This window comes from Staphylococcus borealis (assembly GCF_001224225.1).
In the GTDB taxonomy this organism is placed as follows: domain Bacteria; phylum Bacillota; class Bacilli; order Staphylococcales; family Staphylococcaceae; genus Staphylococcus; species Staphylococcus borealis.
In genome coordinates, this window is the sequence record NZ_CUEE01000005.1 from 71,106 (window position 1) to 97,687 (window position 26,582).

The 26,582-nt window shown below is 35.8% G+C and carries 21 protein-coding genes; 11 read left to right on the forward strand and 10 right to left on the reverse strand.

Annotated features, from left to right (window positions below; genetic code table 11):
• Positions 1–175 precede the first annotated feature (175 nt).
• Positions 176–961: a putative hydro-lyase gene (locus AK212_RS07380; protein WP_053030070.1), complete on the forward strand. Its 786-nt coding sequence runs from the start codon at positions 176–178 to the stop codon at positions 959–961.
• Between the two features lie 58 nt (positions 962–1,019).
• Here AK212_RS07380 and AK212_RS07385 read toward each other — a convergent pair whose 3' ends face one another.
• The gene (locus AK212_RS07385; protein ID WP_053030071.1) at positions 1,020–2,219 is read right to left on the reverse strand and encodes a DUF819 family protein; all 1,200 of its coding nucleotides are present in this window, start codon (positions 2,217–2,219) and stop codon (positions 1,020–1,022) included.
• A gap of 191 nt (positions 2,220–2,410) precedes the next feature.
• On the opposite strand from AK212_RS07385, the gene AK212_RS07390 reads away from it, so the two are divergent.
• The 4 genes from AK212_RS07390 (at position 2,411) to AK212_RS07400 (ending at position 5,407) form a co-directional block, all read left to right on the forward strand.
• Positions 2,411–3,829 carry an anion permease gene (locus AK212_RS07390; protein ID WP_053030072.1) on the forward strand — a complete coding sequence of 473 codons (1,419 nt, stop codon included), beginning with the start codon at positions 2,411–2,413 and terminating at the stop codon, positions 3,827–3,829.
• 194 nt (positions 3,830–4,023) lie between these two features.
• Positions 4,024–4,191: a hypothetical protein gene (locus AK212_RS13640; RefSeq protein WP_174841330.1), complete on the forward strand. Its 168-nt coding sequence runs from the start codon at positions 4,024–4,026 to the stop codon at positions 4,189–4,191.
• Complete coding sequence (locus AK212_RS13825) at positions 4,163–4,741, forward strand: hypothetical protein (RefSeq protein WP_053030073.1); 579 nt, start codon at positions 4,163–4,165, stop codon at positions 4,739–4,741. The genes AK212_RS13640 and AK212_RS13825 overlap by 29 nt, the downstream gene beginning before the upstream one ends.
• A 135-nt stretch (positions 4,742–4,876) precedes the next feature.
• The gene (locus AK212_RS07400) at positions 4,877–5,407 is read left to right on the forward strand and encodes a tubby C-terminal domain-like protein (protein ID WP_053030074.1); all 531 of its coding nucleotides are present in this window, start codon (positions 4,877–4,879) and stop codon (positions 5,405–5,407) included.
• A gap of 76 nt (positions 5,408–5,483) precedes the next feature.
• Here the strand turns inward: AK212_RS07400 and AK212_RS07405 are convergent, their stop codons facing one another.
• The 3 genes from AK212_RS07405 to AK212_RS07415 all read right to left on the reverse strand — a co-directional run bounded on the left by AK212_RS07405 (position 5,484) and on the right by AK212_RS07415 (position 8,142).
• Positions 5,484–5,684, reverse strand: coding sequence for a hypothetical protein (locus AK212_RS07405; protein ID WP_053030075.1), 201 nt, complete (start codon positions 5,682–5,684; stop codon positions 5,484–5,486).
• Positions 5,685–5,748: 64 nt separating this feature from the next.
• Entirely contained in the window at positions 5,749–6,714 is a 966-nt protein-coding gene (gene bioB / locus AK212_RS07410) for a biotin synthase BioB (RefSeq protein ID WP_053030076.1), read from the reverse strand.
• Between the two features lie 234 nt (positions 6,715–6,948).
• On the reverse strand, positions 6,949–8,142 hold the full coding sequence (locus tag AK212_RS07415) for an NADH-dependent flavin oxidoreductase (protein WP_053030077.1): 1,194 nt from the start codon (positions 8,140–8,142) through the stop codon (positions 6,949–6,951).
• A gap of 239 nt (positions 8,143–8,381) precedes the next feature.
• Between AK212_RS07415 and AK212_RS07420 the strand changes: the two genes are divergently transcribed.
• Genes AK212_RS07420 through lplA form a run of 5 tightly spaced genes read left to right on the forward strand, consistent with a single transcriptional unit; the run spans position 8,382 to position 12,475 of the window.
• Positions 8,382–9,383 (forward strand): LLM class flavin-dependent oxidoreductase, encoded by a 1,002-nt coding sequence (locus AK212_RS07420; protein ID WP_080365538.1) that lies wholly within the window; start codon positions 8,382–8,384, stop codon positions 9,381–9,383.
• Positions 9,384–9,404: 21 nt separating this feature from the next.
• Complete coding sequence (locus AK212_RS07425) at positions 9,405–9,746, forward strand: glycine cleavage system H family protein (protein ID WP_053030078.1); 342 nt, start codon at positions 9,405–9,407, stop codon at positions 9,744–9,746.
• Between the two features lie 44 nt (positions 9,747–9,790).
• Positions 9,791–10,543 (forward strand): protein-ADP-ribose hydrolase, encoded by a 753-nt coding sequence (locus AK212_RS07430; protein WP_053030218.1) that lies wholly within the window; start codon positions 9,791–9,793, stop codon positions 10,541–10,543.
• A complete protein-coding gene (locus AK212_RS07435; protein WP_053030079.1) occupies positions 10,527–11,441 on the forward strand; it encodes an SIR2 family NAD-dependent protein deacylase in 915 nt (304 codons plus the stop codon). The genes AK212_RS07430 and AK212_RS07435 overlap by 17 nt, the downstream gene beginning before the upstream one ends.
• A gap of 11 nt (positions 11,442–11,452) precedes the next feature.
• The gene (lplA, locus tag AK212_RS07440) at positions 11,453–12,475 is read left to right on the forward strand and encodes a lipoate--protein ligase (protein WP_053030080.1); all 1,023 of its coding nucleotides are present in this window, start codon (positions 11,453–11,455) and stop codon (positions 12,473–12,475) included.
• Between the two features lie 234 nt (positions 12,476–12,709).
• Here the strand turns inward: lplA and arcC are convergent, their stop codons facing one another.
• The 6 genes from arcC to AK212_RS07470 form a co-directional block, all read right to left on the reverse strand.
• Positions 12,710–13,639, reverse strand: coding sequence for a carbamate kinase (gene arcC / locus AK212_RS07445; RefSeq protein ID WP_053030081.1), 930 nt, complete (start codon positions 13,637–13,639; stop codon positions 12,710–12,712).
• An 18-nt stretch (positions 13,640–13,657) separates the two neighbouring features.
• A complete protein-coding gene (gene argF, locus AK212_RS07450) occupies positions 13,658–14,656 on the reverse strand; it encodes an ornithine carbamoyltransferase (RefSeq protein WP_053030082.1) in 999 nt (332 codons plus the stop codon).
• Positions 14,657–14,982: 326 nt separating this feature from the next.
• Entirely contained in the window at positions 14,983–16,014 is a 1,032-nt protein-coding gene (locus AK212_RS07455; RefSeq protein WP_053030083.1) for a PTS sugar transporter subunit IIC, read from the reverse strand.
• Between the two features lie 796 nt (positions 16,015–16,810).
• On the reverse strand, positions 16,811–19,927 hold the full coding sequence (locus tag AK212_RS07460; protein WP_053030084.1) for a choice-of-anchor I family protein: 3,117 nt from the start codon (positions 19,925–19,927) through the stop codon (positions 16,811–16,813).
• A gap of 102 nt (positions 19,928–20,029) precedes the next feature.
• Positions 20,030–21,670 carry a hypothetical protein gene (locus AK212_RS07465; protein WP_053030085.1) on the reverse strand — a complete coding sequence of 547 codons (1,641 nt, stop codon included), beginning with the start codon at positions 21,668–21,670 and terminating at the stop codon, positions 20,030–20,032.
• Positions 21,663–23,432, reverse strand: coding sequence for a zinc-ribbon domain-containing protein (locus AK212_RS07470; RefSeq protein ID WP_053030086.1), 1,770 nt, complete (start codon positions 23,430–23,432; stop codon positions 21,663–21,665). Before AK212_RS07470 ends, AK212_RS07465 begins: the two co-directional genes overlap by 8 nt.
• Positions 23,433–23,675: 243 nt before the next feature.
• On the opposite strand from AK212_RS07470, the gene AK212_RS07475 reads away from it, so the two are divergent.
• Complete coding sequence (locus AK212_RS07475; protein ID WP_053030087.1) at positions 23,676–26,462, forward strand: type I restriction endonuclease subunit R; 2,787 nt, start codon at positions 23,676–23,678, stop codon at positions 26,460–26,462.
• Positions 26,463–26,582: the final 120 nt, after the last annotated feature.

The following is a 26,582-nucleotide window of genomic DNA, read 5'->3' on the forward strand; positions in this document are numbered from 1 at the left end:
TGGATCGTCGTTAGTTTATATTGTTTATTACCATTATTTGTTAATAGTTCTATCACTTTAGTCTATAACTATTTCAATAAATAAACTGTATCTTCTTTCTTGTCATATGTGTAATTTTAAAATATTGTAGTAATATGCACTTTCAATTATAAAGGGGAAACAAGGGGGATTTAACATGAATTACAAACAAGCATCACCTGAAGTCTTGCGCCAATTGATTCGTAAAGGAGAACTTGTCGGTCACACAAGTGGTATGGCTGAGGGCTACATTCAAGCAAATGTAGTCATATTGCCATCGAAATACGCTTATGATTTTTTAAAATTTTGTTTTAGAAATCCTAAGACGTGTCCACTATTAGATGTCTCGGAAGTTGGTGCACATTCGTTTCCATATTATGGACGTAACGCAGATATTCGCACTGACGTTCCGAAATACCGCATTTATGAACATGGCCAGTTGATTAAAGAAGTCGATGATATCACAGAGTTGTATACCGAAGATATGGTTAGCTTTCTAATTGGTTGTAGTTTCACCTTCGAACATGCCATGTTGGAAGCTGGCTTACCTGTTCGACACATTGAAGAAGGTCATAACGTCCCAATGTATCGTACGCATATTCCTGCCGAATCAAGTGGCTATTTTAAAGGTAATATTACAGTGAGCATGCGTCCAATGACAATGACACAAGCGATTAAAGCAACTGAAATCACATCACACTTTAAGAATGTCCATGGCACGCCAATCCATATTGGCACACCAGAAGAACTGGGTATCACGGATATTAATAAGCCTGATTATGGAGAGGCTGTCACGATCAAACCAAATGAAGTCCCTGTCTTCTGGGGGTGTGGCGTGACACCACAGTCCGTTGCGCTTGATGCCAAACCTGAGTTAATGATTACACACTCACCCGGACACATGTTTATTACAGATATTAAAGATAGCGAATTAAATGATTAAATTTAAAAAGGAGATATTCAGCTAAACGTTTTGCTGAGATATCTCCTTTTATGTATGCTTATCCAATGTGTATTAACAGTTGATACATAAGTGTCCCGGCATAGTTCCCAATGACATAACCTAATGTGCCTATAATTAATATTGGACCAACAAGCCCTTGCCATCCTTTACTAATTGCTAATGCTGCTGCCGTCGTTGGACCACCTGCTGTCGCATTACTCGCTAACAATATTTCTTCAATCTTGAAGTTAAATAATTTCCCTACAATTAAACTTAAACCTAAATTGAAAATTAAAATAATCATCACAAAGACAAATAACAATGGCGCCGTTTTTATAATCATCATAAATGAAGCCGGCGTTCCGATAACGACAAAGAATATATAAATAATGAACGTCCCAATTTCTGAAGAACCGGCTAATTTATCAAAGAAATCTCCCCAAATAGCCACCGCTAATAACGTCAGTGTCGTCAATAACAAATACTGATCTCCAAAGAAAGAAACAAGGATAGTTAGTAGAACATTAGACTGCGGTATCACATGTTGAATTACCTCAGATAATTTAAAACTAATAGCGACTAATGCGACTGCAATCGCCACTGAAAGTGCAATATCTAATAGTTGAATTTGCTTCGGTTTCCAATAGGATTGTTGCGTTTCTGGTGTTGACGCCGTTTGGTAATCCGTCTTGAACCATTTCTTTATAATAGGCAATGACGGTATAGCAATTAATAACATAAAGTAAAGCGCCATCACACTATTATCCGCTACAACTGTAGATGAAATCATATCACTTGGTGTTTTAAATTTGGTACTTAAAGCTGCAAAGTTTACACCACCGCCGATATAGCTACCTGTCATCATCGCGCCAATCTTAGCTAAGTATGGAATCCATTGATGAAGCACAATAAATCCTACTGTGGTTCCCATTAATGTCCCAACAGACGCAATTAAGAAAATATATAATAATCGACGACTTTCTTTCCAAATCTTTAAAATGTTCGAACTGAACAATAATAAAGGAATTGAAATAGGTACGGCATAATCCCATACCGTATCATACACCGGTGATTCAGTTGGAATCACTTTAAAATTAGATAATACCATCGCACCTACCAAGGCTATAATAGTTCCTGAAATCGTGCTCGCCCATTGATACTTTTGTTCTAAGACAATACTGACTGTCGCCCAAACAATAATAATTGCCCACAATATCCATGTATCATCTTTCGCGATCAACGTCCCTATAGTTAACATGATGTCATCCCCTTTCTTTGAATAACATTTTATCCCATACACATCTAAAATTCGATAGCCTATGCGTTTTTTTAACTTAATATTTCATTGATAATCATTCTCAACAAAATGCAAAAACACGCTGTACATTACTTAAAAATAAGTCTATTCTATGTATGAAAATGTTCGAAAGTTGGAAAGAAGGTTTCGAGATGAATCACTCTGTTAAATATAAGAAATTCATATTACCCCTTGTCATCGGCATACTTATCGCTGTGCTTGCCCCCTTCAGACCCGAATCACTCAGTCTGGATGCATGGCTTATGTTTGCTATATTCGTAGGTACCATTATCGGTTGTATCACCCAACCGATGACGATTGGTGCCGTATCAATTATAGGATTCACGTTAACTATATTAGTTGGCGTTATCGATACTAAGACAGCGGTTCAAGGCTTCGGTAATCCAAGTATTTGGTTGATTGCAATGGCATTCTTTATCTCTAGAGGGTTTGTTAAGACTGGACTAGGTCGACGTATCGCACTTCAGTTTGTAAGACTATTTGGTAAAAAGACACTTGGTCTGGCATACTCACTCGTCGGTGTAGATTTAATATTGGCGCCAGCAACACCTAGTAATACTGCCCGTGCTGGTGGTATTATGTTCCCAATCATTCAGTCCCTATCTAAATCATTTGGTTCTGACCCAAAACAAGGCACCGAACGTAAGGTGGGCTCATTTTTAATCTTTACCGAATTTCACGGCAATCTTATTACTGCAGCCATGTTCTTAACAGCAATGGCCGGTAATCCACTCGCTCAAAATTTAGCAGAGAAAACCGCGCATGTTCACTTAACTTGGATGAACTGGTTCTTAGCAGGAGTTGTACCTGGAATTGTGTCACTGATTGTCATACCTTACATTATTTATAAACTCTATCCGCCAACAGTGAAAGAGACACCGGATGCGAAACATTGGGCTGAAAATGAATTAGCAGCAATGGGTTCAATTGCTAAAGCTGAAAAATTTATGATTGGTGTATTTATCATCGCCTTACTACTCTGGGTCATCGGCAGCTTTATTGGTGTAGATGCAACATTAACTGCATTTATTGCATTATCTTTATTGCTTATCACAGGTGTATTAGATTGGAAAGATATCTTAAATGAAACGGGTGCTTGGAATACATTAGTTTGGTTCTCAGTGCTAGTTATGATGGCAGATCAACTCAATCAATTAGGCTTTATTCCATGGTTAAGCCATACTATCGCAACAAGCTTAGGTGTACTCAGTTGGCCAGTCGTTCTTGTCATACTCATTATCTTTTACTTCTATTCACATTACCTATTTGCCAGTTCAACCGCTCACGTCAGTGCCATGTACGCTGCATTGCTTGGCGTAGCCGTTGCCGCAGGTGCACCACCATTATTCAGTGCATTAATGCTTGGCTTCTTTGGAAATTTAATGGCCTCTACAACACACTACAGTAGCGGTCCAGCACCTATCCTTTATGCCGCTGGTTATGTCACTCAGAAACGTTGGTGGCTGATGAACCTTGTTTTAGGCGTTGTGTACTTTGTCATCTGGCTCGGTTTAGGCTCACTATGGATGAAATTGATAGGATTGATGTAACTATATTAAGGAGAGAAACAGTGAATTCTGTTTCCCTCCTTTTTTGTTCTTTATTCCTTTATATTTATCTCTGCCTTAGTCAATACTATTGAACAAATAAAGACTTTTACTTACATATCTTTTCTATTGCCAAATATTTCAATGCGTATTATAATTTATAAAAACATTATATTATAACAAAAGGAGATGATACTATGATTCCTGAAGAAAGAAGTTCATATACTTTAACTGAAGAAGAAGCTATCATATTTGCAACTGCAAAGTTTAAGCCTTTTCATAACCGACTTGAAGAAGATACACCACAACCAAATCCATTTAAAAAACTAGTAGAAAATGAAAAAGATAAACCATCAACTTTGTAATATCTTTGAACTTACTAACTATGAGATGGAAGATGAATTTCTTCTCAAACTTATCCGACGAAATATAAGTAAATTTAAAACTTCTTCAAACCCTTCTATTGCATCTTACTTGCAAGACAAAGCTCTTTCTTTAAATAAACAAAATTCAATCCGCACGTATTTAATAATTGATTCCGATACTTCAGAACTCATCGGATATTTTTGTTTAAAAATAGTCATCATAAAATTTGAAATTAATGTAAGTAAAAATATTAAAAAGAAAATTTCTTCTGATGCTATGAAAAACAATGAATTTCCATCTTTATTAATTACGAAACTCGCTAGAAACGACCAATATAAAGGTTTAGTTTCAGGGAAAACAATTTTAAAATATGCATTCTCAATAGCTTATGATATTTATAAAAAAACTGCATTGAAACATGTTTGCGTTGACTGGTACGATCATTTCAAACTAGATAAATTTTATTGTGAAGATTGTGGCTTTAAAATATTTCAATATAAAGTTACTGATAAAGGTAAACTTGTTTCGGCCTTCTATAAATTTGAGTAATCGAAAAAATTCATTTCATATGATCTCCACCAATAAGCTATATCTTTTTCTTTCTCCTCTTGCATGAAATATACAAATTGTTTATGTTTAAAATAAATGATACTTCTTGTAATTCTTTAAAAGTAGGTGCGCAGTATGTATACACATAAAATTGGGCATGTCTTATCACCAAAATTAAAAAACATTGTTGATGTAGACGATCCTAACAAACAGTTAGGAACCATTAAACGTTTTGAAGTATATGGCTATGAATATCTATTCATTGAGGATATGCGTCTTTTTTTCAAAGCAAGATGGCGTATTTTTGACAATGAACAACGCTTAGTATTCAAAGGGCGTCGCAAATTTCCATTTATCACCAAAAATTATATCGTTAATTATTTTGAATCGGAACCGCAAGTAACGCATGATATAACCATCCACCAAAAATTATTTCCCGAGAAAACAGACTATCCTTATTTTTATTTTAACGATGAACTTTATACTCTAAGATATGATTTTTTTGGATGGAGCACGATTGTAAACGAAGATACCGGCACTACAATAGCAAGTTGGAAGTTAATAAGAGAACCAAATAAGCAAGTATATTTTGAGTTATTAGATCCCACTATGGCGCAACATCAATTATTATTTTTAGGTATCTTCAATACTATTTTTGAATATTAATGATTTTGTGTTTTAATGTTAAAAACCACACGTTTTTTTACCTTAAAATTCAAAACGTGTGGTTTATGTCTATGATTCAGTCATTATTATTTTCTTTTTCTCTAATCTTTCCTAAATTAACAATCCCTATGATAAGTGGCCCATATAGAAACATTAATGCATATGCCACATTAACACCCATTACAAAATGGAATATACAGAATGCCAATATGCCTACTACAATAAGTAAAATGTTATGCCAACGTTTATCTCCAAATGATGATTGTTTAGATGACATGTTATTTCATCCTTTTCTAAATGTTCTTCTCTTCTATCGTAGCAAATTTCAAACGTATTCTAAACTACCCATCAATCTCAAATCCTAAATCTTCAATCATTTGATAGTCGAGTTCGTTTGGTTGTCCGCCTGTAATCAAATAATCACCTACAAAGATGGAATTGGCTGCCTTTAATGCGATGGCTTGGAGTGATCGTAAATTCACTTCTCGACCACCGGCAATACGAATTTCTTTAGATGGATTAATAATTCTAAACATCGCGATAATTCTTAAACATTTCATTGGCGATAATAAATCGAGTCCGCCGAATTTTGTTCCTTTAATTGGGTGTAAGAAATTAATTGGAATACTATCAGCGTCAATATCTTTCAACGCAAACGCCATATCGATAATGTCCTCGTTGGTCTCACCCATGCCACAAATCACACCTGAACACGGCGAGATTTGATTCGCTTTCATGATTTCAACCGTACGTACACGATCTTCATATGTATGTGTCGTTACAACCTCGCTATGATAACGTTCACTTGTATTTAAATTATGATTATAGCGATCCACGCCCGCTTCTTTTAACTTCTCCGCTTGTGCTTCATTCGTTAGTCCTAAGCAAGCACAAATTTTAAGTTGTGGGTGTAACGCTTTAATTTCTTCTACTGTGTCGCAAATGTGATCAACCTCTCTATTTGTAGGACCACGCCCACTCATCACGATACAGTATGTACCAATATGGTTATCTGTCGCTACTTGTGCACCTGCTTTAATTTTTTCTGGTTCCACTAAGGCGTACCGCTGTTTGTCTTTCATTTTCACAGATTGACCACAATAACCACAGTCTTCTGAACAAATGCCACTTTTCGCATTAAGTATCATATTTAATTTCACTTTTTTCCCGAAAAAGTGTTTACGAAGAACATACGCTTCATTTAATAATTCAAACGTATCTATCGCTTCATCTTCAAATAATGCTAACGCCTCTTCTTTACTTAAAACATCTTGATTTAAAATACGTTCTGCCAAATTTAATGTCATGTTGTTAAACCCCTTATCCTTAAAAAATCCCGCTAAACCCTAAAAGTAAACTTTATATATAAATAAGTTTACATTAACGACGTAAAAAATTAAATATTTAGCCGGAAATTAAACAAAACAAAAGGCTGGAACGTATTAAAACATCCCAACCTATATCAACATATTCTTGTTCTATTCATCATTGTAGGGCAATGCAACAAAATCTTTTAACACATTCGTTTTATGCCTTGCGTCCTACTCTTCATCATAATTTTTCTCTAATTTACGCAATTCATCACGTGTTTTCTTCTGCAGGCCTTCGCCATAATCCATCATTTGAACAATGTCTTTGAATGCTGCATGTGGAATGGCTAGCTCATCTAACTCATCTGGATGTACATGTAAATCAATGGCGTCTTCACGTCCTTCTGCCAATTTACGCACGAAATCTGGTTCTGTGACAAATGGTGAAGACATACCAACCATATCAGCGTTACTTAAAGCATCTAGTGCCGTCTCAGGTGAATTAATTCCGCCGCTTGCAATGAGTGGTATACGACCATTTAAATGTTCATATACGACTTGATTAACGCGTCGTCCATAATGTGCGCCAGGTGTACGTGTCTTATTCTGATAAATATTACGCCCCCAACTTGCGATAGCCAGATAATGAATATTGGCAACGTCCATAACCCAATCGATATGTTGATTAAATTCATCGACGGTATAGCCTAAGTCACTACCTCTAGTTTCTTCAGGTGTTGCTCTATAGCCGAAGATGAAATCACTTGGTGCTTCATCATCAATCACTTTCTGTACTGCTTGCATGACCTCTAAGCCAAAGCGTGCTCGATTCTCTAATGAATCAACACCATACTGGTCATGACGTTGATTAGAGAATGTTGAGAAGAATGTTTGTAATATTAAACGTTGTGCGACTGAAATCTCAACACCATCAAAGCCCGCTTGGATCGCACGAGATGTCGCATCTGCATATTGTTGTGTAACTTCATGAATTTTATCAACTGACATCTCTAATACGTTATGTTTAATTGGTGAATGCAAGGTCATTGGACTGGGGCCATACACTTCTCCATAATTCATAATTGCAGTATTTGAGAATCTTCCAGCATGCGCAAGTTGAATAATCGCTTTATTGCCATCTTGTTTCATCGCTTGCGCAACTTTTCTAAGACCAGAAATACAAGCATCATCAGAGATATTAAAGCCGTATTCAAACAATTGTCCATATGGCTCAATATATGCTGCGCCGGTTACTTGCAATCCTGCTGAACTTGCGCGTCGTTTCGCATAACGTAAATCTTCTTCTGTGATATGTCCTTCTTTCGTAGATGAGTTCGTCGTCATTGGCGAAAGGACAAATCGATTGGCTAATGTAATGCCATTAGATAATGTAATGGGTTCTAGCAATGGTGCGTACTTCGACATTTTATGACATCCTCTTTCGTTCATTTTTGTATTATTTTCAAAGTATCATGCTTTATGACAATACACAATCGACTTGTTTGTGAACGATTTTTTGGCCCCTTTTCGGGAAAAGAAAATACCAGTAGAACATTTGTGTGACGTATAAACTAAATTACTACAAAAATTCTTTAAACACGTTAAAATGGTGGTGGGTATTATAATAAGGGACTAAACAATTAAGCTTTGGAGATGAGCACCAAGTGGATTTCAATATATTAGATTATGCCATGATTGATGAAGGTAAGGATGCGACACAAGCATTACAAGATACAACAAGACTTGCTAAACGCGCTGACGAACTTGGTTATAAACGTTTCTGGTTAACGGAACATCATGATGTACCAGCGTTTGCGAGTGGTAGTCCTGAACTCTTAATGATGCATTTGTTAGGGGAAACGAAACGCATTAAATTGGGGTCTGGCGGGGTCATGTTACCGCACTATAGCCCGTTTAAAGTGGCCGAAAATTTCAAGATGTTAGAGGCACTCCACCCTGGTCGGGTTGACTTGGGTATCGGCAATAATCCAGGTACATCGGTGGTTAAACGCGCAATGGACGAGGACAAACGTGATTATCTTGATTATGCACAAAGTATTGAAGATATTCGCCATTACTTGACGCAAGCACCAGAAGCCCAACGCGTAGGACAGGTCATTAGTCAACCTCAGCTATCTCGTCATCCTGATATGTGGCTCTTAAGCGCAAGTCAACGTTCAGCTAAATTAGCTGCTACACAAGGCATGGGCTACACATTAGGGACATTCTTATTACCAAGCCAAGATAAGATTGATGCAGCTAAAGCGTCCGTCGAAACGTATCGCGAACATTTTCAACCGACTGCGTTAAACATGTCACCCACAGTCATGTTAACCACGTTTGTCATCGTTACGGATACTGAAGAAGAGGCGCAAGACTTATTACATGCACTTGACGTTTGGTTATTAGGCAAACAACAATTTGCTGAGTTTGACCGCTTCCCTTCTATTGAAACAGCTAGACAATATAAATTAAGTGACCGTGATAAACGCATTATCGCTCAACACCGCTCACGAATTCTAGCTGGAACAATAGCACAAGTGAAACCCCGCTTGGATGCAATGATCCAAGAATTTAAGGCGGATGAAGTCTTAGTTGTACCACTATTACCAGGCATCGACCAACGATGTCGTACAATCGAACGCATAGCACAAGCGTATTTATAAAGAAAGAAAGGATGATATGTAATGGCTAAATTAGCTAATTATTTATATGTAGAAAAAGTAGGTAACCAATATATTTATCGTATGACACCTGAATTACAAGATGATGTAGGTACTGTAGGTTATGTCGAATTTATGGGTGCAGACGATGTTAATGTTAATGATGAAATCGTCAGCATCGAAGCATCTAAAACTGTATTAGATGTGCAATCTCCACTTGCAGGTAAAATCGTCGAACGTAATACGAAAGCAGAAGATGAACCAGCCATTTTAAATTCAGAAAAACCAGAAGAAAATTGGTTAGTTAAATTAGAAAATGTAGATGAAGCAGCATACGACGCATTACCAGATCCAGATGAGGACTAAATGCAGTGAATCAACAAGAACGTTTAGCTTATCTAATTGAAGCCATGTGGAAAGAACAATATGGTGACAAACCTTTAGACCTCCCTGAGACTGACATAGAACAGTGGGAATTGTATCGTGGTTTGGCCAATGTTCGTCCACCTGAGCCTGTAAGTTCTGAGTACTTAGAGATACAAGATGCCTTTTTATCTACATTGAACAACCAACAAGACATCACACATATCGATGATTTAACACCTATTTCAGATGCGTCACTATATGTATGGCAAGGCGACATCACAACACTTGCTATTGACGGTATCGTCAACGCAGCGAACAGCCGATTCTTAGGATGTATGCAAGCGAATCATGATTGCATCGATAATATCATTCACACTAAAGCTGGTGTACAGTTACGTCTTGATTGCGCTGATATTATTGCGCAACAAGGCCGTAAAGAAGGTGTGGGGAAAGCAAAGATTACCTCTGCTTATAATCTACCAGCGACATATGTTATTCATACAGTCGGGCCTCAAATTCATAAACAACCTGTGTCACAGATGAATAAAGATTTGCTCGCACGTTGTTATCGAAGTTGTCTGGCACTCGCCGACGAACATGGCTTAAAGCACCTAGCATTCTGTTGTATTTCAACAGGTGTCTTTGGATTCCCTCAAGATGAAGCGAGTCGCATAGCAATTCAAACCACACGCGACTATTTGCATGAAACTGGCTCAAAGATGAAAGTACTCTTTAACGTATTCACAGACAGAGATTTAGCACTTTATAAGGAGGCTTTCAATGACAACAACAGATAACATAACACAGAAACAGAACTGGATTGCACTTGATAAGGCGCAACAAGCAGACGCTAATCAAACGGATATTTTAGCACAAGCGATTGATGAAGCAGATGCCATTGTTGTAGGTATAGGTGCGGGGATGTCTGCATCAGACGGCTTCACTTATATTGGTGAACGCTTTACGCAGAATTTCCCTGATTTTATCGAGAAATATAACTTCTTCGATATGCTACAAGCGAGTCTGCATCCATTTGAAAGTTGGCAGGAGTATTGGGCATTTGAAAGTCGTTTCGTGAAATTAAACTACTTAGATCAACCTGTAGGTCCTTCTTACGTGGCACTTAAACAGATGCTTCAGCAAAAGGATTATCATATCATTACGACAAATGCAGATAATGCCTTTCTCGTCGCAGATTATGATTTAGACAAAGTGTTCCATATTCAAGGAGAATACATTCTCTGGCAATGTAGCCAACACTGTCATGCACAAACGTATCGTGACGATGATGCAATTCGCGAAATGGTAGCCCAACAAGAAGACATGAAAATTCCATATGAACTGATTCCACATTGCCCTAAATGTGATGCGCCTATGGAAATTAATAAACGTAAAGCACAAGTAGGGATGGTTGAAGATGCGGACTTCCATGCACAACTAGATCGCTACAACCATTTTCTAGACACGCATAAAGATGGCAAAGTGTTATATCTTGAAATCGGTATTGGTTATACGACACCACAATTTGTGAAACATCCGTTCCAACGTATGACACGCCAAAATCCAAATGCTGTGTTTATGACGTTAAATAAGAAAGCATATCGCATCCCTAAATCAATCCAAGATAGAACGATTCATCTTACTGAAGATATTGCGTCGTTAATCATTCATGCACAAAGACAATTAACAACTTAGGAGACGAGAACATGTATTTAATAGAACCTATTCGTAATGGTAAATATATCGATGATGGCGCCGTTAACTTGGCGATGCAAGTATATGTTAATAACCACATCTTTTTAGATGAAGATATATTACTTCCATATTATTGCCAACCGAAAGTAGAAATCGGTCGCTTCCAGAATACTGCAGTAGAAATTAATCAAGATTATGTCGATGCGCATCATATTAAAGTGGTGCGCCGTGATACAGGCGGTGGCGCAGTTTACGTGGATGATGGTGCCGTCAACGTATGTTGTATTTTAGAACAAGATACATCCATATACGGAGATTTCCAACGCTTCTATCGTCCGGCCATTCAAGCACTACACAATTTAGGTGCCACTGACGTCATTCAAAGTGGTCGAAATGACCTTGCTTTAAATGACAAGAAAATTTCAGGCGCTGCGATGACATTATTGAATGATCGTATTTATGGTGGCTATTCATTATTATTAGATGTTGATTATGACGCCATGGTCAATGTGTTGAAACCAAACCGTAAGAAGATTGAATCTAAAGGTATTAAATCTGTACGTGCCCGTGTCGGTCAAATTCGTGATGCATTAGATCCTAAATATCAAGACATCACTATTCACGAATTTAAAGATCTGATGATTACGCAAATTATGGGCATTGATGACATTAAAGATGCTAAACGCTATGAATTAACTGATGAAGATTGGGCTGGCATCGATCAATTAGTCGCTGAAAAGTATGATAATTGGGAATGGAACTATGGCCGTTCACCACGATACGAATACAATCGAAATGAGCGCTTTAGTTGTGGCACAATTGATATTTCCCTATCAATTGAACATAACCGTATTGCCGCTTGTCGTATTTATGGCGATTTCTTTGGTCAAGGCAACATTCACGATGTTGAAGCACATTTAATTGGGACACGCATGGTCAAAGCAGATTTAATTGAACGTTTGAATGACATTGATTTGACCTTCTACTTTGGCAATCTTAGCGTAGAAGAATTTGTGGCATTTATATTGAGTTAATTGTAGCAGAGCAATTTTAAGTCACATTTTGAATGTTACTAACAACTAAATCACATTTGATAAACCTCATTCCCTTCACTACGCTATTTAGTGAGGGGATTTTTAATAATTAAATGACCACTAAAAAACCTGAGCTTAGTATGTAAATCATATACATTAAGCCCAGGTTTAACTTATTTATTAAAATGTATTGAGTGTTATTTTATAACCATGTCAAAAGTCATTCACATAACATTACTTTTTAATTAATGTACCAATCTTACCATCTAAGGCATCTCCTAAGTCTTCAAGAGATGTGATTAATACACTACCTTCTGGATTTTTCTCGATGAATTGTAATGCTGCTTCTACTTTAGGTAACATACTGCCTTTTGCAAATTGACCGTCAGCAATGTGTTTATTCATTTCATCTACTGTTACTTCACCTAAAGCTTCTTGATTATCTTTACCATAGTTAATGTAAACATAGTCTACTGCTGTTAAGATAATTAATTGATCTGATTTTAAGTGTGCTGCTAATAAAGCACTTGTTTTATCTTTATCGATAACAGCATCGACGCCTTTGTAGTTACCTTCTTCTTTAACAACTGGGATACCGCCACCACCAGCTGCAATAACGAGTGTGCCGTGTTTAATCAATGTTTCAATGCTATCTAATTCTACAATGTTGATTGGCATTGGAGAAGGTACAACTCGACGATAGCCACGTCCTGAGTCTTCTACAAATTGATAACCTTTTTCTTGCATTGTTTGATCCGCTTGTTCTTTAGTATAGAATAGACCAATTGGTTTTGTTGGATTATCGAATGCTTGGTCATCACCAGCAACTTCTACTTGGGTTACTAATGTAACAACTTGTTTATCGATACCTAATTCATGAAGTTCATTTAATAAACTTTCTTGTAGTTGATAGCCAATGTAAGCTTGACTCATTGCGCCACATTCTGGGAATGGGAACGCTGGTCCTTGGCCATTTTCAGCTGCGTAATTTAATCCTAAATTAATACTGCCGACTTGTGGGCCATTACCATGACTGATTACAACTTCATAACCTTTTTGGATTAAGCTAACTAATGATTTAGCTGTTCCTTTAACTAATTCTAATTGCTCTTCAGGTGATTGTCCTAAAGCGTTACCACCTAAAGCCACTACGATTTTAGACATAGGTAGATCTCCCTTCGATTATTCTCCTAAAGTTGCAACCATCACAGCTTTAATAGTGTGTGCTCTGTTTTCTGCTTCTTGGAAGACAACAGATTGTTCACTTTCAAAGACTTCGTCAGCAACTTCCATTTCAGTTAAGCCATATTTTTCTTGAATTTCTTTACCAATTTTAGTTTCAGTATCGTGGAATGATGGTAAGCAGTGTTCGAAAATTGCACGTGGGTTACCAGTTTTTTCCATCATTTCTTTAGTTACACGATATGGTTCTAATAATTTAATACGTTTTTCCCAAACTTCATCAGGTTCACCCATTGATACCCAAACGTCTGTGTAGATAACGTCTGAACCTTTAACACCTTCATCGATGTTATCAGTTACTAAGATTTCGCCACCATTTTTAGCTGCGATTTCTTTACAACGATTTAATAATTCATCTGTTGGATTTAATTCTTTAGGGCAAACTAAGTGGAAAGTCATTCCCATAATTGCTGCACCTTGCATTAATGCATTTGCAACGTTGTTACGTCCGTCTCCAACATATGTGAAGTTAATTTCGTGGTATGGTTTTTTCAATACTTCTTTTGCTGTTAAGAAGTCAGCAAGTACTTGAGTAGGATGATCTTCATCTGTTAAGCCGTTCCACACAGGCACACCTGAATATTTCGCTAATTCTTCAACAGTACGTTGTGAGAAGCCACGGTATTCGATTCCATCATACATACCACCTAATACACGAGCAGTATCTTTAGCAGATTCTTTTTTACCCATTTGGCTTCCAGTTGGTCCAAGATATGTCACGTGAGCGCCTTGATCATATGCTGCAGTTTCAAACGCACAACGTGTACGCGTAGAGTCTTTTTCAAAGATCAAAGCGATGTTTTTACCTTTAAGCTTTTGTTGTTCTATACCAGCGTATTTCGCTCGTTTTAAATCCTCAGATAGATTTAGTAAAAACTCAACCTCTTTTTGTGAAAAGTCTAATAGTGTTAAAAAACTTCTATTTCTTAAATTTTGCATCTTGTACAACTCCTTTGTGATATCTTTCACATGTATTGTAAGCGATAACAAAATATAATACAACACTTTTTAAATAAGTTTATAAATTATTTATGTATAATTGACAAAATGTTTACAATAACATGATTTTAGATATTTTTACATTTTATAGCGTTATAATGAAAGAGATTACTCCAATTTTTATATTTTTATTATTACACATAAAATAGTATTATTAAACTTATTTAGTAATTCGTTTCTCATTGGCAATACTTGTTCCATTTTTTAAATTTATATACTAAAAAAACTTCTTTGTCACAATGGTACAAAGAAGGTTTATTTTGATATTATGCGTCTTTAGCGCCTCGATTAATCATGTCCTGTTTAGTAACAATTGGGTATTTCTTAAATACGAGTGAACCAATCCAACCTGCAAGTCCACCAACGATAGCCATCACTACACCGTATATAACGACTGTCATTGGATTATTAAAGCCAAACATGACAAGGAAACCTGCAATCGGTGTCGCTGTACCTGTCGCATCATTAACCATACCAGATAATGCGATAATTAGACCTGCTGCAGCACCACCGAAGAAGTTGGTTATGTAAATTGGAATTGGGTTAGCTGATACAATATCTGCTTGAGATAACGGTTCAATACTTACTGAGATTGTTGATTTACGGTCACCTAGTTTTAAACGGTGGAATAATGTTCCGTTCATAAATGCTGAACTAAATGCAGCCATTGCCCCGATTGCCATCGGTATACCTGTTAATCCGAGTAATGCGGTTAATGCCATTGAACTTAATGGCGCTGTACCAACAACTGTAATGATACCTCCGAGAACGATACCCATAAAGATTGGATTCGTGTCTGTACTGCTTTGAATAATGTCACCAATTTTCAAGAGTGTATTATTAACGACTGGTGTTAAACCAGCTGCAATTAATCTTGCAAGTGGCGCAAGTATCACAACCGAACCAATTAAATCGACACCGTCTGGAACATATTTCTCTGTGTATTTCATAACGTAACCAATCAGATAACCTGCGAAGAAACCTGGTAGGAGATCCATACCACCACAGGCAGCACCAATCACTAGTGCATAGACTGGAGACACACCAATCGCAAGTGCAGTTAATCCTGCTGCAGCAACGCCACCAAGGCCTCCCGCAGCATCTCCTAACTCTTCAAGAAACTTGATGCCAAAGACTTCTCCGCCTACATACTTGTTGAATGCTTCGACTAAGAACGTTGCAATCGCCGCATTTGCTAGTGCTCCCATCGCACGCATACCATTGGGCGCTTTATACGTAAATAATGTAAAAATAATAAGAACTAAAATTAAGAATAACGTACCAATAAGTAAATCCATAATATTTTTCCATCCCCTTATAGATAATAAAAAAAGAGAATATAAGTTAACTATTTTAAACCCCTAAAGTTATCTTTTATCCTCGTTTAGTGACTATTTTACTAAAAAAACAAATTATATTCCACGGAATTTATTATTTTTTATGTAAAAAGCAAAATAAATACTATGCAAAATCATATATACGTAAATCGCATTTAATTGTATCGTTTTGTAATGGAAAAACTTAGAAATCGTATATAGCATGGCACGCTTAAAGATAATATCTTTATCTTCAATAAAATTAATATTTTTATCCTTTTTGTTTGTAAAAAGAGTTTTATTTTAAATTGAATGGGTATTTATCAAAAGTAGATACATGATTTATGTATTTGTTTTGGGAGACTAATTGCATTCGTAATGTTCTTTACGTGATCAATTACATGCTCTTTTCTTTTCAATTTAGTTTGAATTACTCAAACTTCTTTAAATTATTGAGTACATTTATGAATTACTAGTAATCCCATGCCAATAAAATGTATCCATACGTACATTTTATTAAAAACCCAATTTTTATATTTTCCCAAAACGCCAATATGGCCGTTGAAGCACTTATAGTTCTCCCAATGCTATAAGTGCTTTTGTTGTGTGAAAAATGGGAGAGGGACAGAATTCTTTTGAATTCGTCGTCCCACCCCCGCAAGGATGACTAGAACTGAGAAAAGCTTGATTTAAGCGCCTTCTCAGTTCAGTCAGCTACTGCGAATTTGCAAAATAGCTTCATTATATTATTTATGTCCCAGCCTCACTCTCTGAAGCATTATTTCTCAGATTTTGACGTTTTGCGTTTTTTAATTAATGCAAGGCCTAGGCCTCCTAAAAGTACTGACCATAATGTTGTGTTTGTATCAGTTTGACCTGACTTTGGTAGTACCTTTGTTACGTTGTCACTCGAAGTATTTGAATGGGTTACCTTATCAGATACTTCACTTGCATGATGAGTTATCACTTCATGATGACTTGGAGATTGAGTACTTATCACACTCAAGTTATGATTGTTAGATTTTGTTGTTTGTTGATTATAGCTTTCTTCTTGATGATTGTTATGGACACTATGATTCATATTGTGAGAAGAATCTTTACTCTCTACTTCTTTATGTGCCTGTGCATTGTTATCTTCTTGATTTGAGATAATCGCGTCACTATCATCTTCATAAATGTCACCACCGACTTCATAAGGTGGTTCTAAGCCCTCATCATTTCCATTATTATTATCAGAAGCATGATTGCCTTCTTCGTTACTTGAAGTATCGTTTCCGTTATTAGGTTGTTCGTCATTATCTACACCATGATTAGTATTGGGTGCTTCATTTTCAGAGGTAGGGTTATCTGAATCATCTTTAGACGCCCCGTTAGTATTTCCCGGGTTATCACTATCTTCTCCATCATCACTTTCTTGATCACCTGTTAAATCCTCTAATTCCCAAGCGGATGTTGTGCCAGATAACTCAAATGATGCAATCAACATTGGTTTACCATTTGGACTGTCTTCAGCACTTTCAAACGTGATGCCCTCAGGTGAAATATCTTTATTATCTGGGTCATATAAATATTTCACAAAATACGGTTCATTAGGGTTTGTAATATCATAAATCATAATACCACCCACACGTTCTAAACCGACAAAGGCATATGAATGACTGCCTACTTTACCAACTACCACATTTTCAGCTTCTGGACCTTTATCATCACTTCTGTCATCTACTTTAATGTCATCAGCTGATTCATAATTGGCATTGAATCTCTCAGGCAATAAGTCTAAAACGCGTTGCTCAATATCATTGCCACTGTCATAAATCATTTCTAAGTCTGACGCTCTTAAGATTGAGAATGAACGTCCACCGTATGATACAAGCGCATTGTATTTACCATTTGCATCTTTAAATGCATGTGACGTCGTAACTTTCAAACGACCCAATTGCTCATCATCAAATAAGCCATTTTTCACCATTTCATCTAGTTCTGCTTGCGTGTAGCCTTGATAATAACGTGCATCCAATTGAATATCATCTTTCAATTTCTTCACACGTTTTTCCTCAGAATAACCCTCATAATCTTGAGAATCACCTTCATTTGCGATCAATAAATAGGTTTCACCATTGTAGTCATACGTATCGATGCCATCTGGTTGTAACAGTCCTAATACTGGTACACGTCGCAACTCTGATTTACCATCTTCATCAGATACATCCATCGCATTTTGGGCAAGTGAATGGTCTTTATACGGTAACCCTTTCACTTGGACAATGTTTCCTTTCGCAATATCAATCTTCGCGATAGCACTCACTTCTTGTAACGTGACATAGGCATATTTACTTTGACTATCAACCGCAATATATTCTGGTTCAATATTCAAATAAGCATCTTCCGCATTAGGTCCTAAAGCTCGAATACCTTCTTGATGTTCTTTCGTGAACATTGCCGTACGCACGTCATTCGCAGTTACATTTTCAGGACCATTCGCCACATCAATCACTGACACAGAACCTGGTGGGTTGACGGTATAATCGTCACTTGGTTCCCCTTCATTAGCGACCAATAAATATTTGCCATCTTTTGAAAAAGTGACCATATCTGGTAGACTGCCGACCGTCACGTTATTGATATATTCACCATTTGAATCATAAAATACAACATGCCCGGGCTTCGTCTTATCCACTGCTGGCGCCGACACAGCTACATACGCTCCACTCGGATGTACCGTCACACTCGTTAAGTCACCCGCTTCAATCCCATTATCTTGCAGGTAAATACGCTTCACTAAATGAATTGCGCCATCCTTTCCAGGATGCTTCACATCAATAATATCCAACGCTTCCTTATCACCATTTACCGAATACGCATAGCCATTCTTTGGATTGTATTTCACAATTTCAGTTCCACCCTTATCGAAATCCGCACCACTTGTATAACGTCCTGTATGCGTGATGTTCAATTGATCTTGACCAGTGCGAGACGCATTCTTTGTACGTTGTGCCGATGTCCATTCAGGTGTTGTAGAAAGGATTGCTTTCGGTTGTTGATCTTGCGCGTTCGCATCACGTTGTAACGCATTGAAGAGCACTTGCTTTTGTTGCGGAGACATATGCGTCAGTTGTGATTTAGGAACATCCGCAACTGTGACATCACGCGCTTCTGTAGCCGTTACTTTATTCATTTGCGTTTCTTTTGAAAAAGGGTGTGCGTTCGTACGTGCTACATTTGAGTTTCGTACTTTTTCAGTCGATGTCACGTTGGATTGAGATACATCAGAATGTGCATTTTGGTTAGATTGTTGTGTCGTATGACGTTTTTCTGTTTGTCTGAAATTAGTCGCTGGTTGTGTTGATTTTTTAGTTTCTTGTGTAGGTGCTTCTTGTGTGTTGTTTTGTGATGATGCTTTTTTGGTTTCATGTTGAGGTTGTTCTTGGGTTTGTGATTGTTCTGTTTTAGGTTGTTCTTGTGTAGTTGGTGTTTGAGATGTTGTTACATCGTTAGATGATTTACTTTGTTGTGTCGTTTCTTTAGTTACTTGTTCTGTTTGATTACTATTTTGATTCTTATTATGTATCGCTTTATTTCCATCTGTATCCGCTTCTTGAGACGGTACTTGTTCAGTAGATGCGTCTTCCTTAGTTTGAATTTCTTGTGTTGCTATCACTTTGTTTTGTGGTTGTTCCACACGTTGCGTTGAGGCTTCATGACTCGGTTGTTCCTCAGTTGATTGTGTTTGTTCAGTTGAAACCTTTTCAGAAGTATTCGCCTCATGACTTTCCGCAGCAGACGCTTGACCCCCACCTATAAATAATAAACTCCCAACAAGAATAGACGCCGCCCCGATTGAATATTTACGGATCGAATACGCCTCACGCTTATTCCCAAACTGCTTCTTATCCATAAAAAAATCCCCCTGTAAGATAAAAGTGTATACACCACCATCTTACAAGAGGAATATTTATGGATTATTGGGGGTGAGTAAAGAAATGGTAAAGTGCAAATGTTACTCAAATACACCCCTAGAAGACATCACTCTCTTATACTCTACTACAATGTCTTCATCTATAATTTTATTAACATGTTTTTTATGTTCAAGTTCTAACCGGGCATTTTGAAAACTTCTAAATCCTAAATCAACAAGACCAGGTTTATTTACAGTCATTACAAACGTTCCAATATCAACGCCATGCCCACCAGTTTTCATTACCCCTTTAATAGTTGCATGTGTAGTATCAATTGAAGTAAAAGTTGCATTACCAACCAGTAATAAGCGAGATAACTCACGACTATTTGCTATAGGTAGGCTCTCTTTAAATGATTTGCCATAATAGAATTTTTGTTTATAAAACCAATAGCATCTAATTAAAGTTTCAAATATGATAACAGGAATTAGTTCTGCAACAAAAGCCCTTGTGTCATAGCCATTTTGAAACATCCAATCTGTTAACTGTCCAATAGATAATTCTTTATTATTAGAAAGTTTAACTTTACCGAAATTTAATTTTTGCAAATAGGGCCAAAAAGGTGCGGGTAAGCCTTGCCCTCTACCTTTTGAGCCACTACTACCAACAATATCACTCATGCAATGACCAAACCAATTGTTAGTGGCTCCAATAATTTTCTGTATAATATTTCCTTGTAATTCTGTATTTTTATTCTTTGTTGCAATTCTTGATATTTCCCCGGTCTTAGCAGAAATAAAAGTTGATTTCCCAGTTAACTGGTCCATAATACCAACTAATAAACCTAAAGGTGAAAAATCATGTGCTAAAGAAGCATTATGATGATTATTGACATACATTCCAGCTATAGACTTATCATGTACCGCATCATATTTAACTCTGTATTTCTTTTCTAAATAACCAACCATATCTTTTCTTGATTGAGTTCCATTTTCAATGGCTTTAATTTTATTTTCTAACTCTTTAATATAATCTGAACTAACATCTTTCCTTGATTGAACTTTTTCGAATTTCGCTTTCAACTCTGGTAATTCTCTGTTATTAGAGTATTTCTGTACAATTGAATAAAATTTTTCATCCACTTTTTTCTGTAATACACTTGGATTATTATGAGATATCGTACCTACAAGCGCACAATCTACAATCCCTGCAATTAACGCTGCACATGCTGCGAATCCATAGTCCTCTTTTTCAAGTTCTAGTAAGTCAAATTTTTCTATCATTTTACGAGCCACTTCAACCTGCTCATGTTTACTATATAAATTTAAAAATGGACTTGTTAAGTCTATATTATTTTCTAATGCGAATTGTCTATTATATTCGTAAGAATTAAAATCATCTCTATCAATATCTATTGTTTTAACATTTTTTGTTTCTACCAAATCAATAGATTTTGAAGCATAAATTTGGCCATCTCTCAGTTTATTTCTCAACACTTCATCATTAAATTTTGTGAGATTAGAATCTTGAGACTGAGTATTATTTAATCTTCGTTTTCTTAATTCATTCAATAAGTCTTTTTTCATATTAATTTGATTATCAATATTCCCTTTCATAACATCAATATTATGCAAAGACTTATCAAGGTTGTCATTAGCTTGATTACGTAATTCATAATCTACTAACAGATTTTCTGCTAAACCTTTTAGTTCTTTTTTATCTTTTCTCCCCTGTCTACTCATCTTTTTCTCCACTAAACAATGATTTTTTCAAACCTGAAAATCCTTTTTTAGCAAGTGATTTACTTTGAGCAATACTTGATGCTTTTGTATCGAAGTAACCGATATCTTCAAGAACAGTATGCACTGCTTTTAATTCATCCAATTCGATATTCTCTCTTAAAGCGACATCGTCAGCTTCAGATTGATTATCTAAATCTCCATTTATCAAATAAACATTTTTAATTACTTCATCCGCATAAACTTTATTAATATTTTTAGCTAATAATTCGTTATATTTTCCTATATCTAAACTTTCAGGAATCATAGTTAATAACAATTCACGTTCAGAATAAGTTTCATCCTCCTCAATCAAACTACCAGCATCAGCTAATGATTGATTTTGATTTATAATTAATTCTAATTCTTTATACAACTCTGAACTAAGTTCGTTTGATTCACGTAATTTTAAAGCAAAATCTGTCATTTTTTGACTTAACCAATTGATATCTTCAATAATGTAGGCATTAGCAATACGTAGTTGACTAATACGGTCATTAAGCGTTTGCATTCTAATACCGAACTTCTCTGCTTCTCCTGTGCCAGAGAAGTATTTAAGGCCTCTATAAACACCAAATCCCGCTATAATTCCCAGGTAAACAGTTCCACCACTCGTAAGTAGTCCCAGAGCCACTAACCCGGCACCACTAGCCACAGCAGCAAGTTCTTTGTTTACCTCTTTAATTTGACTATCTGTCATTCTACTTTCAATAATTTCTTTATCTGCTTTAATTTTTCTCAAAATAAACTTCAGTTGTTTATCTGAAATATTTAATCTATTAAGCATTCTAACTAATACTTCGTCATCCTTAATACTGTCTAATTTATCACTATTCATTCCTATAATATCCATAGCCAAAGTTTGTTCTACTGCAGCTTCTGAAAAATTATCTTTATTAGTTTGACTTTTAAGTTGATCTATTAATTCTTCAATAGTTAAATCTTCTTTATCTTCGAATCGATACTTTCTTAAATCATTGGCCAATTGTTTGCTAACTTTTATTTTGGTCATCAAACTGATGAGTTCTTTATACTCCCGACTATCAATAATGCCATCATCATCTTTTAAATATGCAATAACAATTCTGAAATATAATTCCAATATTTCTGAACTCATTTGACTAATTTGCACTACTTGATTTTTAGAAGCAATATTATCTACACGTTTATTAAAATCATTCAATAACTTTGCAATAAGTTTATATGGCAAATCACTATCAAATTGTTCAGAGCTAAATTCTATATCTTCACCGTTTTTATATGAAACGATTACTCGATGATATTCAATTACTTTTCCCTTATTATTGATTGTTCTGTCAGAATCATACTCAGCTGATATTATATTTTCAAAAGGGATTTTCTTAACACTATCAAACGTAGTTTTTAAATACATTTCAGCCCCAGTAAACACTACTCCTGATTTACCATTATTTAATAAACTAGTATCGATTAATGCTATAACAGTATTTGGATCAATACCTTCTGCAATACTGACTGATGCATTTATGAGAACTTTTTCAGGAATATCAGGTGTAATCATGATATCTGTTAGATTTGTTTCATTTAATAATGACTTAATATACACATCTGAACTTAACTTCTCTACTACATCCACTTCTTCGATTTTTTGACTACTATTGTTTATACTTGCAATTTTAAATCCGCATTCCGGACAAAATTTAGCATTTTCAATTAATTTATTTCCACATTCCGGACAAAATTTCATTTCAATTATCCCCTTAAAATACTTATTTTTCGAAATTAGTTTAGCACAACAATCATAAAATTAGTTAAAAATCATTGTAATTTTTATAAATATTTTTATATTTTTTACAATTTGAAAATAAGTGTAGTATTTCACTCTAAAATATATAATTCAGTCTGCGTATTTAGTTAATTTAATTGTTTTCTACAACACTTTATTCTCTTATGCTATATTTAAACCAAATACTATTTTTCGGGTGATGTTATGAGTTATCAAGGTGAATTGGCGTTAGAGAATGAAGTGATTAAGCAACTAGAGTCTCAAGGTTATGAAAGAGTAATCTTAAGAAATCATGACCAATTGGTTAACAATTTTCGTCAAATTTTAAATGAACGAAATATGGACAAACTTAATAATAAACCGCTCACTGATACTGAGTTTGCGCGTTTGATGACTGACATTAGTGATAAGAGTGTCTTTGAAAGTGCAATGCAACTGCGCGATAGTTACACGCTTGAAAGAGATGACGAATCGAAGGTGTACTTATACTTCATTAATACGGAACATTGGTGTCAAAACAAATTCCAAGTTACGAATCAAGTATCAGTCGATGATAAATATAAAGGTCGCTATGATGTGACGCTTCTCATTAATGGTCTGCCACTTGTTCAAATTGAACTTAAACGTAGTGGTATTGCGATTACACAAGCGTTCAATCAAATTGAACGTTATCGTAAACATAACTACAGAGGCTTGTTCCGCTTCATTCAATTATTCGTCGTAAGTAATAAGAAGGAAACACGTTATTATGCGAACAGTGATAAAGAAATATTCAAAAGTTTTATGTTCTATTGGAGCGATAAAGACAATCGTCGAATTAACAATTTAAAAGAGTTTATCCAAGACTTCCTTGACCGTTGTCGCGTAGCGAAAATGATTAGTCGCTATATGATTACAAACGAAACTGATAAATTATTAATGGCGCTTCGACCATATCAAGTATATGCAGTGGAAGCACTCATCAATCGTGCTACGGAAATGAATAATAATGGCTACATTTGGCATACGACTGGTAGTGGTAAAACACTGACATCATTTAAAACGAGCCAAATTCTATCTAGAGATCCTGGCATTAAGAAAGTCATCTTCCTCGTAGACCGTAAAGATTTAGACAGTCAAACACTCGCAGAATTTAATAAATTCCAAATGGACTCTGTTGATTTAACCGATAATACACATAAACTTTTAAAGCAGCTTGATGATCCTTATCAGAAACTCATTGTTACTACGATTCAGAAGATGTCCAATGCGGTTAAGACTGGCGCTAAAGTAATGGATAAATATAAGGAAGATAAAGTTGTCTTCATTATTGATGAATGTCACCGTACACAATTTGGCGAGATGCATCGTCTTATTAGACAACACTTCCTTAACGCTCAATATTTCGGTTTCACTGGTACGCCACGCTTTGAAGAGAATTCAAGTCAAGATGGGCGTGCGACTGCAGATATTTTCGAAAAGTGTTTACACACCTATCTCATCAAAGATGCGATTCGTGATGGCAACGTACTTGGTTTCTCAGTAGAATATATCAGTACATTTGCAAAGGAATTACACGAGATGGACGACACTTATGTCGCTAATATCGATGAAAATGAATTATGGATGGCTGACGACCGTCTTAAATTAGTAGCACAACATATGATTGATAATCATCATAAGAAGACGCGTAATCAAATGTATACTTCCATATTTACTGTGCAAAGTATACCGATGGCAATTAAATATTATAAAATCTTCAAACAACTTAAAGAAGAAGGTAAACATGATTTAAATGTTTCTACCATCTTTACTTACGGAGCGAATGAGGATAGTAAACAACAAACAGATAATAAACATACTAAAGATGAACTTGCCGAAATAATGAAAGACTATAACGCGACCTTCGACAAGAATTACTCACTCGATTCATTCGATGGGTTCTTCAACGATATTTCAAAACGTGTCAAACAAGGCATCCCTGCTGAACGTCTAGATATCCTGATTGTTGTCGATATGTTCTTAACTGGTTTTGATAGCAAGAAGCTAAACACGCTATATGTCGACCGCAACTTAAAATATCATGGCTTAATCCAAGCCTATTCACGTACAAATCGTGTTGAGAAAGAAATGAAGCCTTATGGTAATATCGTTTGCTATCGAAATTTGAAAGACAATACAGATAGAGCCATTGAGCTCTTTTCACAAACAAACGATACGGATACCGTATTAAGTCCATCATTTGATGTCATATTGTCACAATTCAAGTCAGAGTTAGAACAATTATTCAAACTTGCCCCAACGCCAGATAGTGTAGATGACTTAGAGCGTGAAGAAGACAAGTATCAATTTGTAATGATTTATCGTGCCCTAGCGAGTATTATGCAACGACTTAAAACATTCGACGAATTCTATTTCACAACAGATGTGGTAGGTATTGATGAACAAACGTACGAAGATTATAAGAGTAAATATCTCAACATTTATGATCAAGTCAAAGCAACCAATACTACTGAAAAGACATCTGTTTTAGAAGATATTGACTTTAAAATCGAAGTACTTAGAAACGATTTAATCAATGTTCAATACATCTTAGACCTTCTCAACAACATCGACTTAACTGATAAAAAACAAACTGAGCGCGTGCGTAATCAAATTAAGCAATTATTAGATAAAGCTGACGATGACAAACTTCGCCTTAAAGCCGAATTAATTAGAGAATTCTTAGATAAAGTCATTCCTCATTTAGATGAAGATGCCGTTGTAGAAGATGCTTACTTTAATTTCGAGGAAACGGTCAAAGAAAAGGAAATTCAAGACTTCGCAGATTCAAAAGAATATCCAGTCGAACTGCTTAAAGAAGTCATTAATGAATATGAATTTAGCGGACAATTAGACAATACCGTTGTTGAACAAGGTATTACAGGGGGCTTACTGGTACGTACCCAGAAGATTGAAAACGTTAAATCCTTCGTTCAAGAAACAACAGAAAAATATGGCGCAGCGAATTGATAAGTTAGGCGGTTTCCCGCTTAACTTATTTTAATTTGTGATTTAAAATAAGTTATAACATATAAAAAAGAAAGCAATATATCAAACAATATAACTATTTTTATTAAGGGGGAAACATCA

Coding starts and splice junctions, on each gene's coding strand:
- AK212_RS07475 (WP_053030087.1), top strand. CDS start 23,676: ATGAGTTATCAAGGTGAATTGGCGTTAGAGAATGAAGTGATTAAGCAA.
- bioB (WP_053030076.1), bottom strand. CDS start 6,714: ATGACATTAAATTTGGCAGAACGTATTTTAAATCAAGATGTTTTAAGT.
- AK212_RS07465 (WP_053030085.1), bottom strand. CDS start 21,670: ATGAGTAGACAGGGGAGAAAAGATAAAAAAGAACTAAAAGGTTTAGCA.
- AK212_RS07390 (WP_053030072.1), top strand. CDS start 2,411: ATGAATCACTCTGTTAAATATAAGAAATTCATATTACCCCTTGTCATC.
- AK212_RS07435 (WP_053030079.1), top strand. CDS start 10,527: ATGACAACAACAGATAACATAACACAGAAACAGAACTGGATTGCACTT.
- AK212_RS07400 (WP_053030074.1), top strand. CDS start 4,877: ATGTATACACATAAAATTGGGCATGTCTTATCACCAAAATTAAAAAAC.
- AK212_RS07460 (WP_053030084.1), bottom strand. CDS start 19,927: ATGGATAAGAAGCAGTTTGGGAATAAGCGTGAGGCGTATTCGATCCGT.
- AK212_RS07415 (WP_053030077.1), bottom strand. CDS start 8,142: ATGTCGAAGTACGCACCATTGCTAGAACCCATTACATTATCTAATGGC.
- AK212_RS13640 (WP_174841330.1), top strand. CDS start 4,024: ATGATTCCTGAAGAAAGAAGTTCATATACTTTAACTGAAGAAGAAGCT.
- arcC (WP_053030081.1), bottom strand. CDS start 13,639: ATGTCTAAAATCGTAGTGGCTTTAGGTGGTAACGCTTTAGGACAATCA.
- AK212_RS07405 (WP_053030075.1), bottom strand. CDS start 5,684: ATGTCATCTAAACAATCATCATTTGGAGATAAACGTTGGCATAACATT.
- AK212_RS07425 (WP_053030078.1), top strand. CDS start 9,405: ATGGCTAAATTAGCTAATTATTTATATGTAGAAAAAGTAGGTAACCAA.
- AK212_RS07385 (WP_053030071.1), bottom strand. CDS start 2,219: ATGTTAACTATAGGGACGTTGATCGCGAAAGATGATACATGGATATTG.
- AK212_RS07380 (WP_053030070.1), top strand. CDS start 176: ATGAATTACAAACAAGCATCACCTGAAGTCTTGCGCCAATTGATTCGT.
- argF (WP_053030082.1), bottom strand. CDS start 14,656: ATGCAAAATTTAAGAAATAGAAGTTTTTTAACACTATTAGACTTTTCA.
- AK212_RS07455 (WP_053030083.1), bottom strand. CDS start 16,014: ATGGATTTACTTATTGGTACGTTATTCTTAATTTTAGTTCTTATTATT.
- lplA (WP_053030080.1), top strand. CDS start 11,453: ATGTATTTAATAGAACCTATTCGTAATGGTAAATATATCGATGATGGC.
- AK212_RS07430 (WP_053030218.1), top strand. CDS start 9,791: ATGTGGAAAGAACAATATGGTGACAAACCTTTAGACCTCCCTGAGACT.
- AK212_RS13825 (WP_053030073.1), top strand. CDS start 4,163: ATGAAAAAGATAAACCATCAACTTTGTAATATCTTTGAACTTACTAAC.
- AK212_RS07470 (WP_053030086.1), bottom strand. CDS start 23,432: ATGAAATTTTGTCCGGAATGTGGAAATAAATTAATTGAAAATGCTAAA.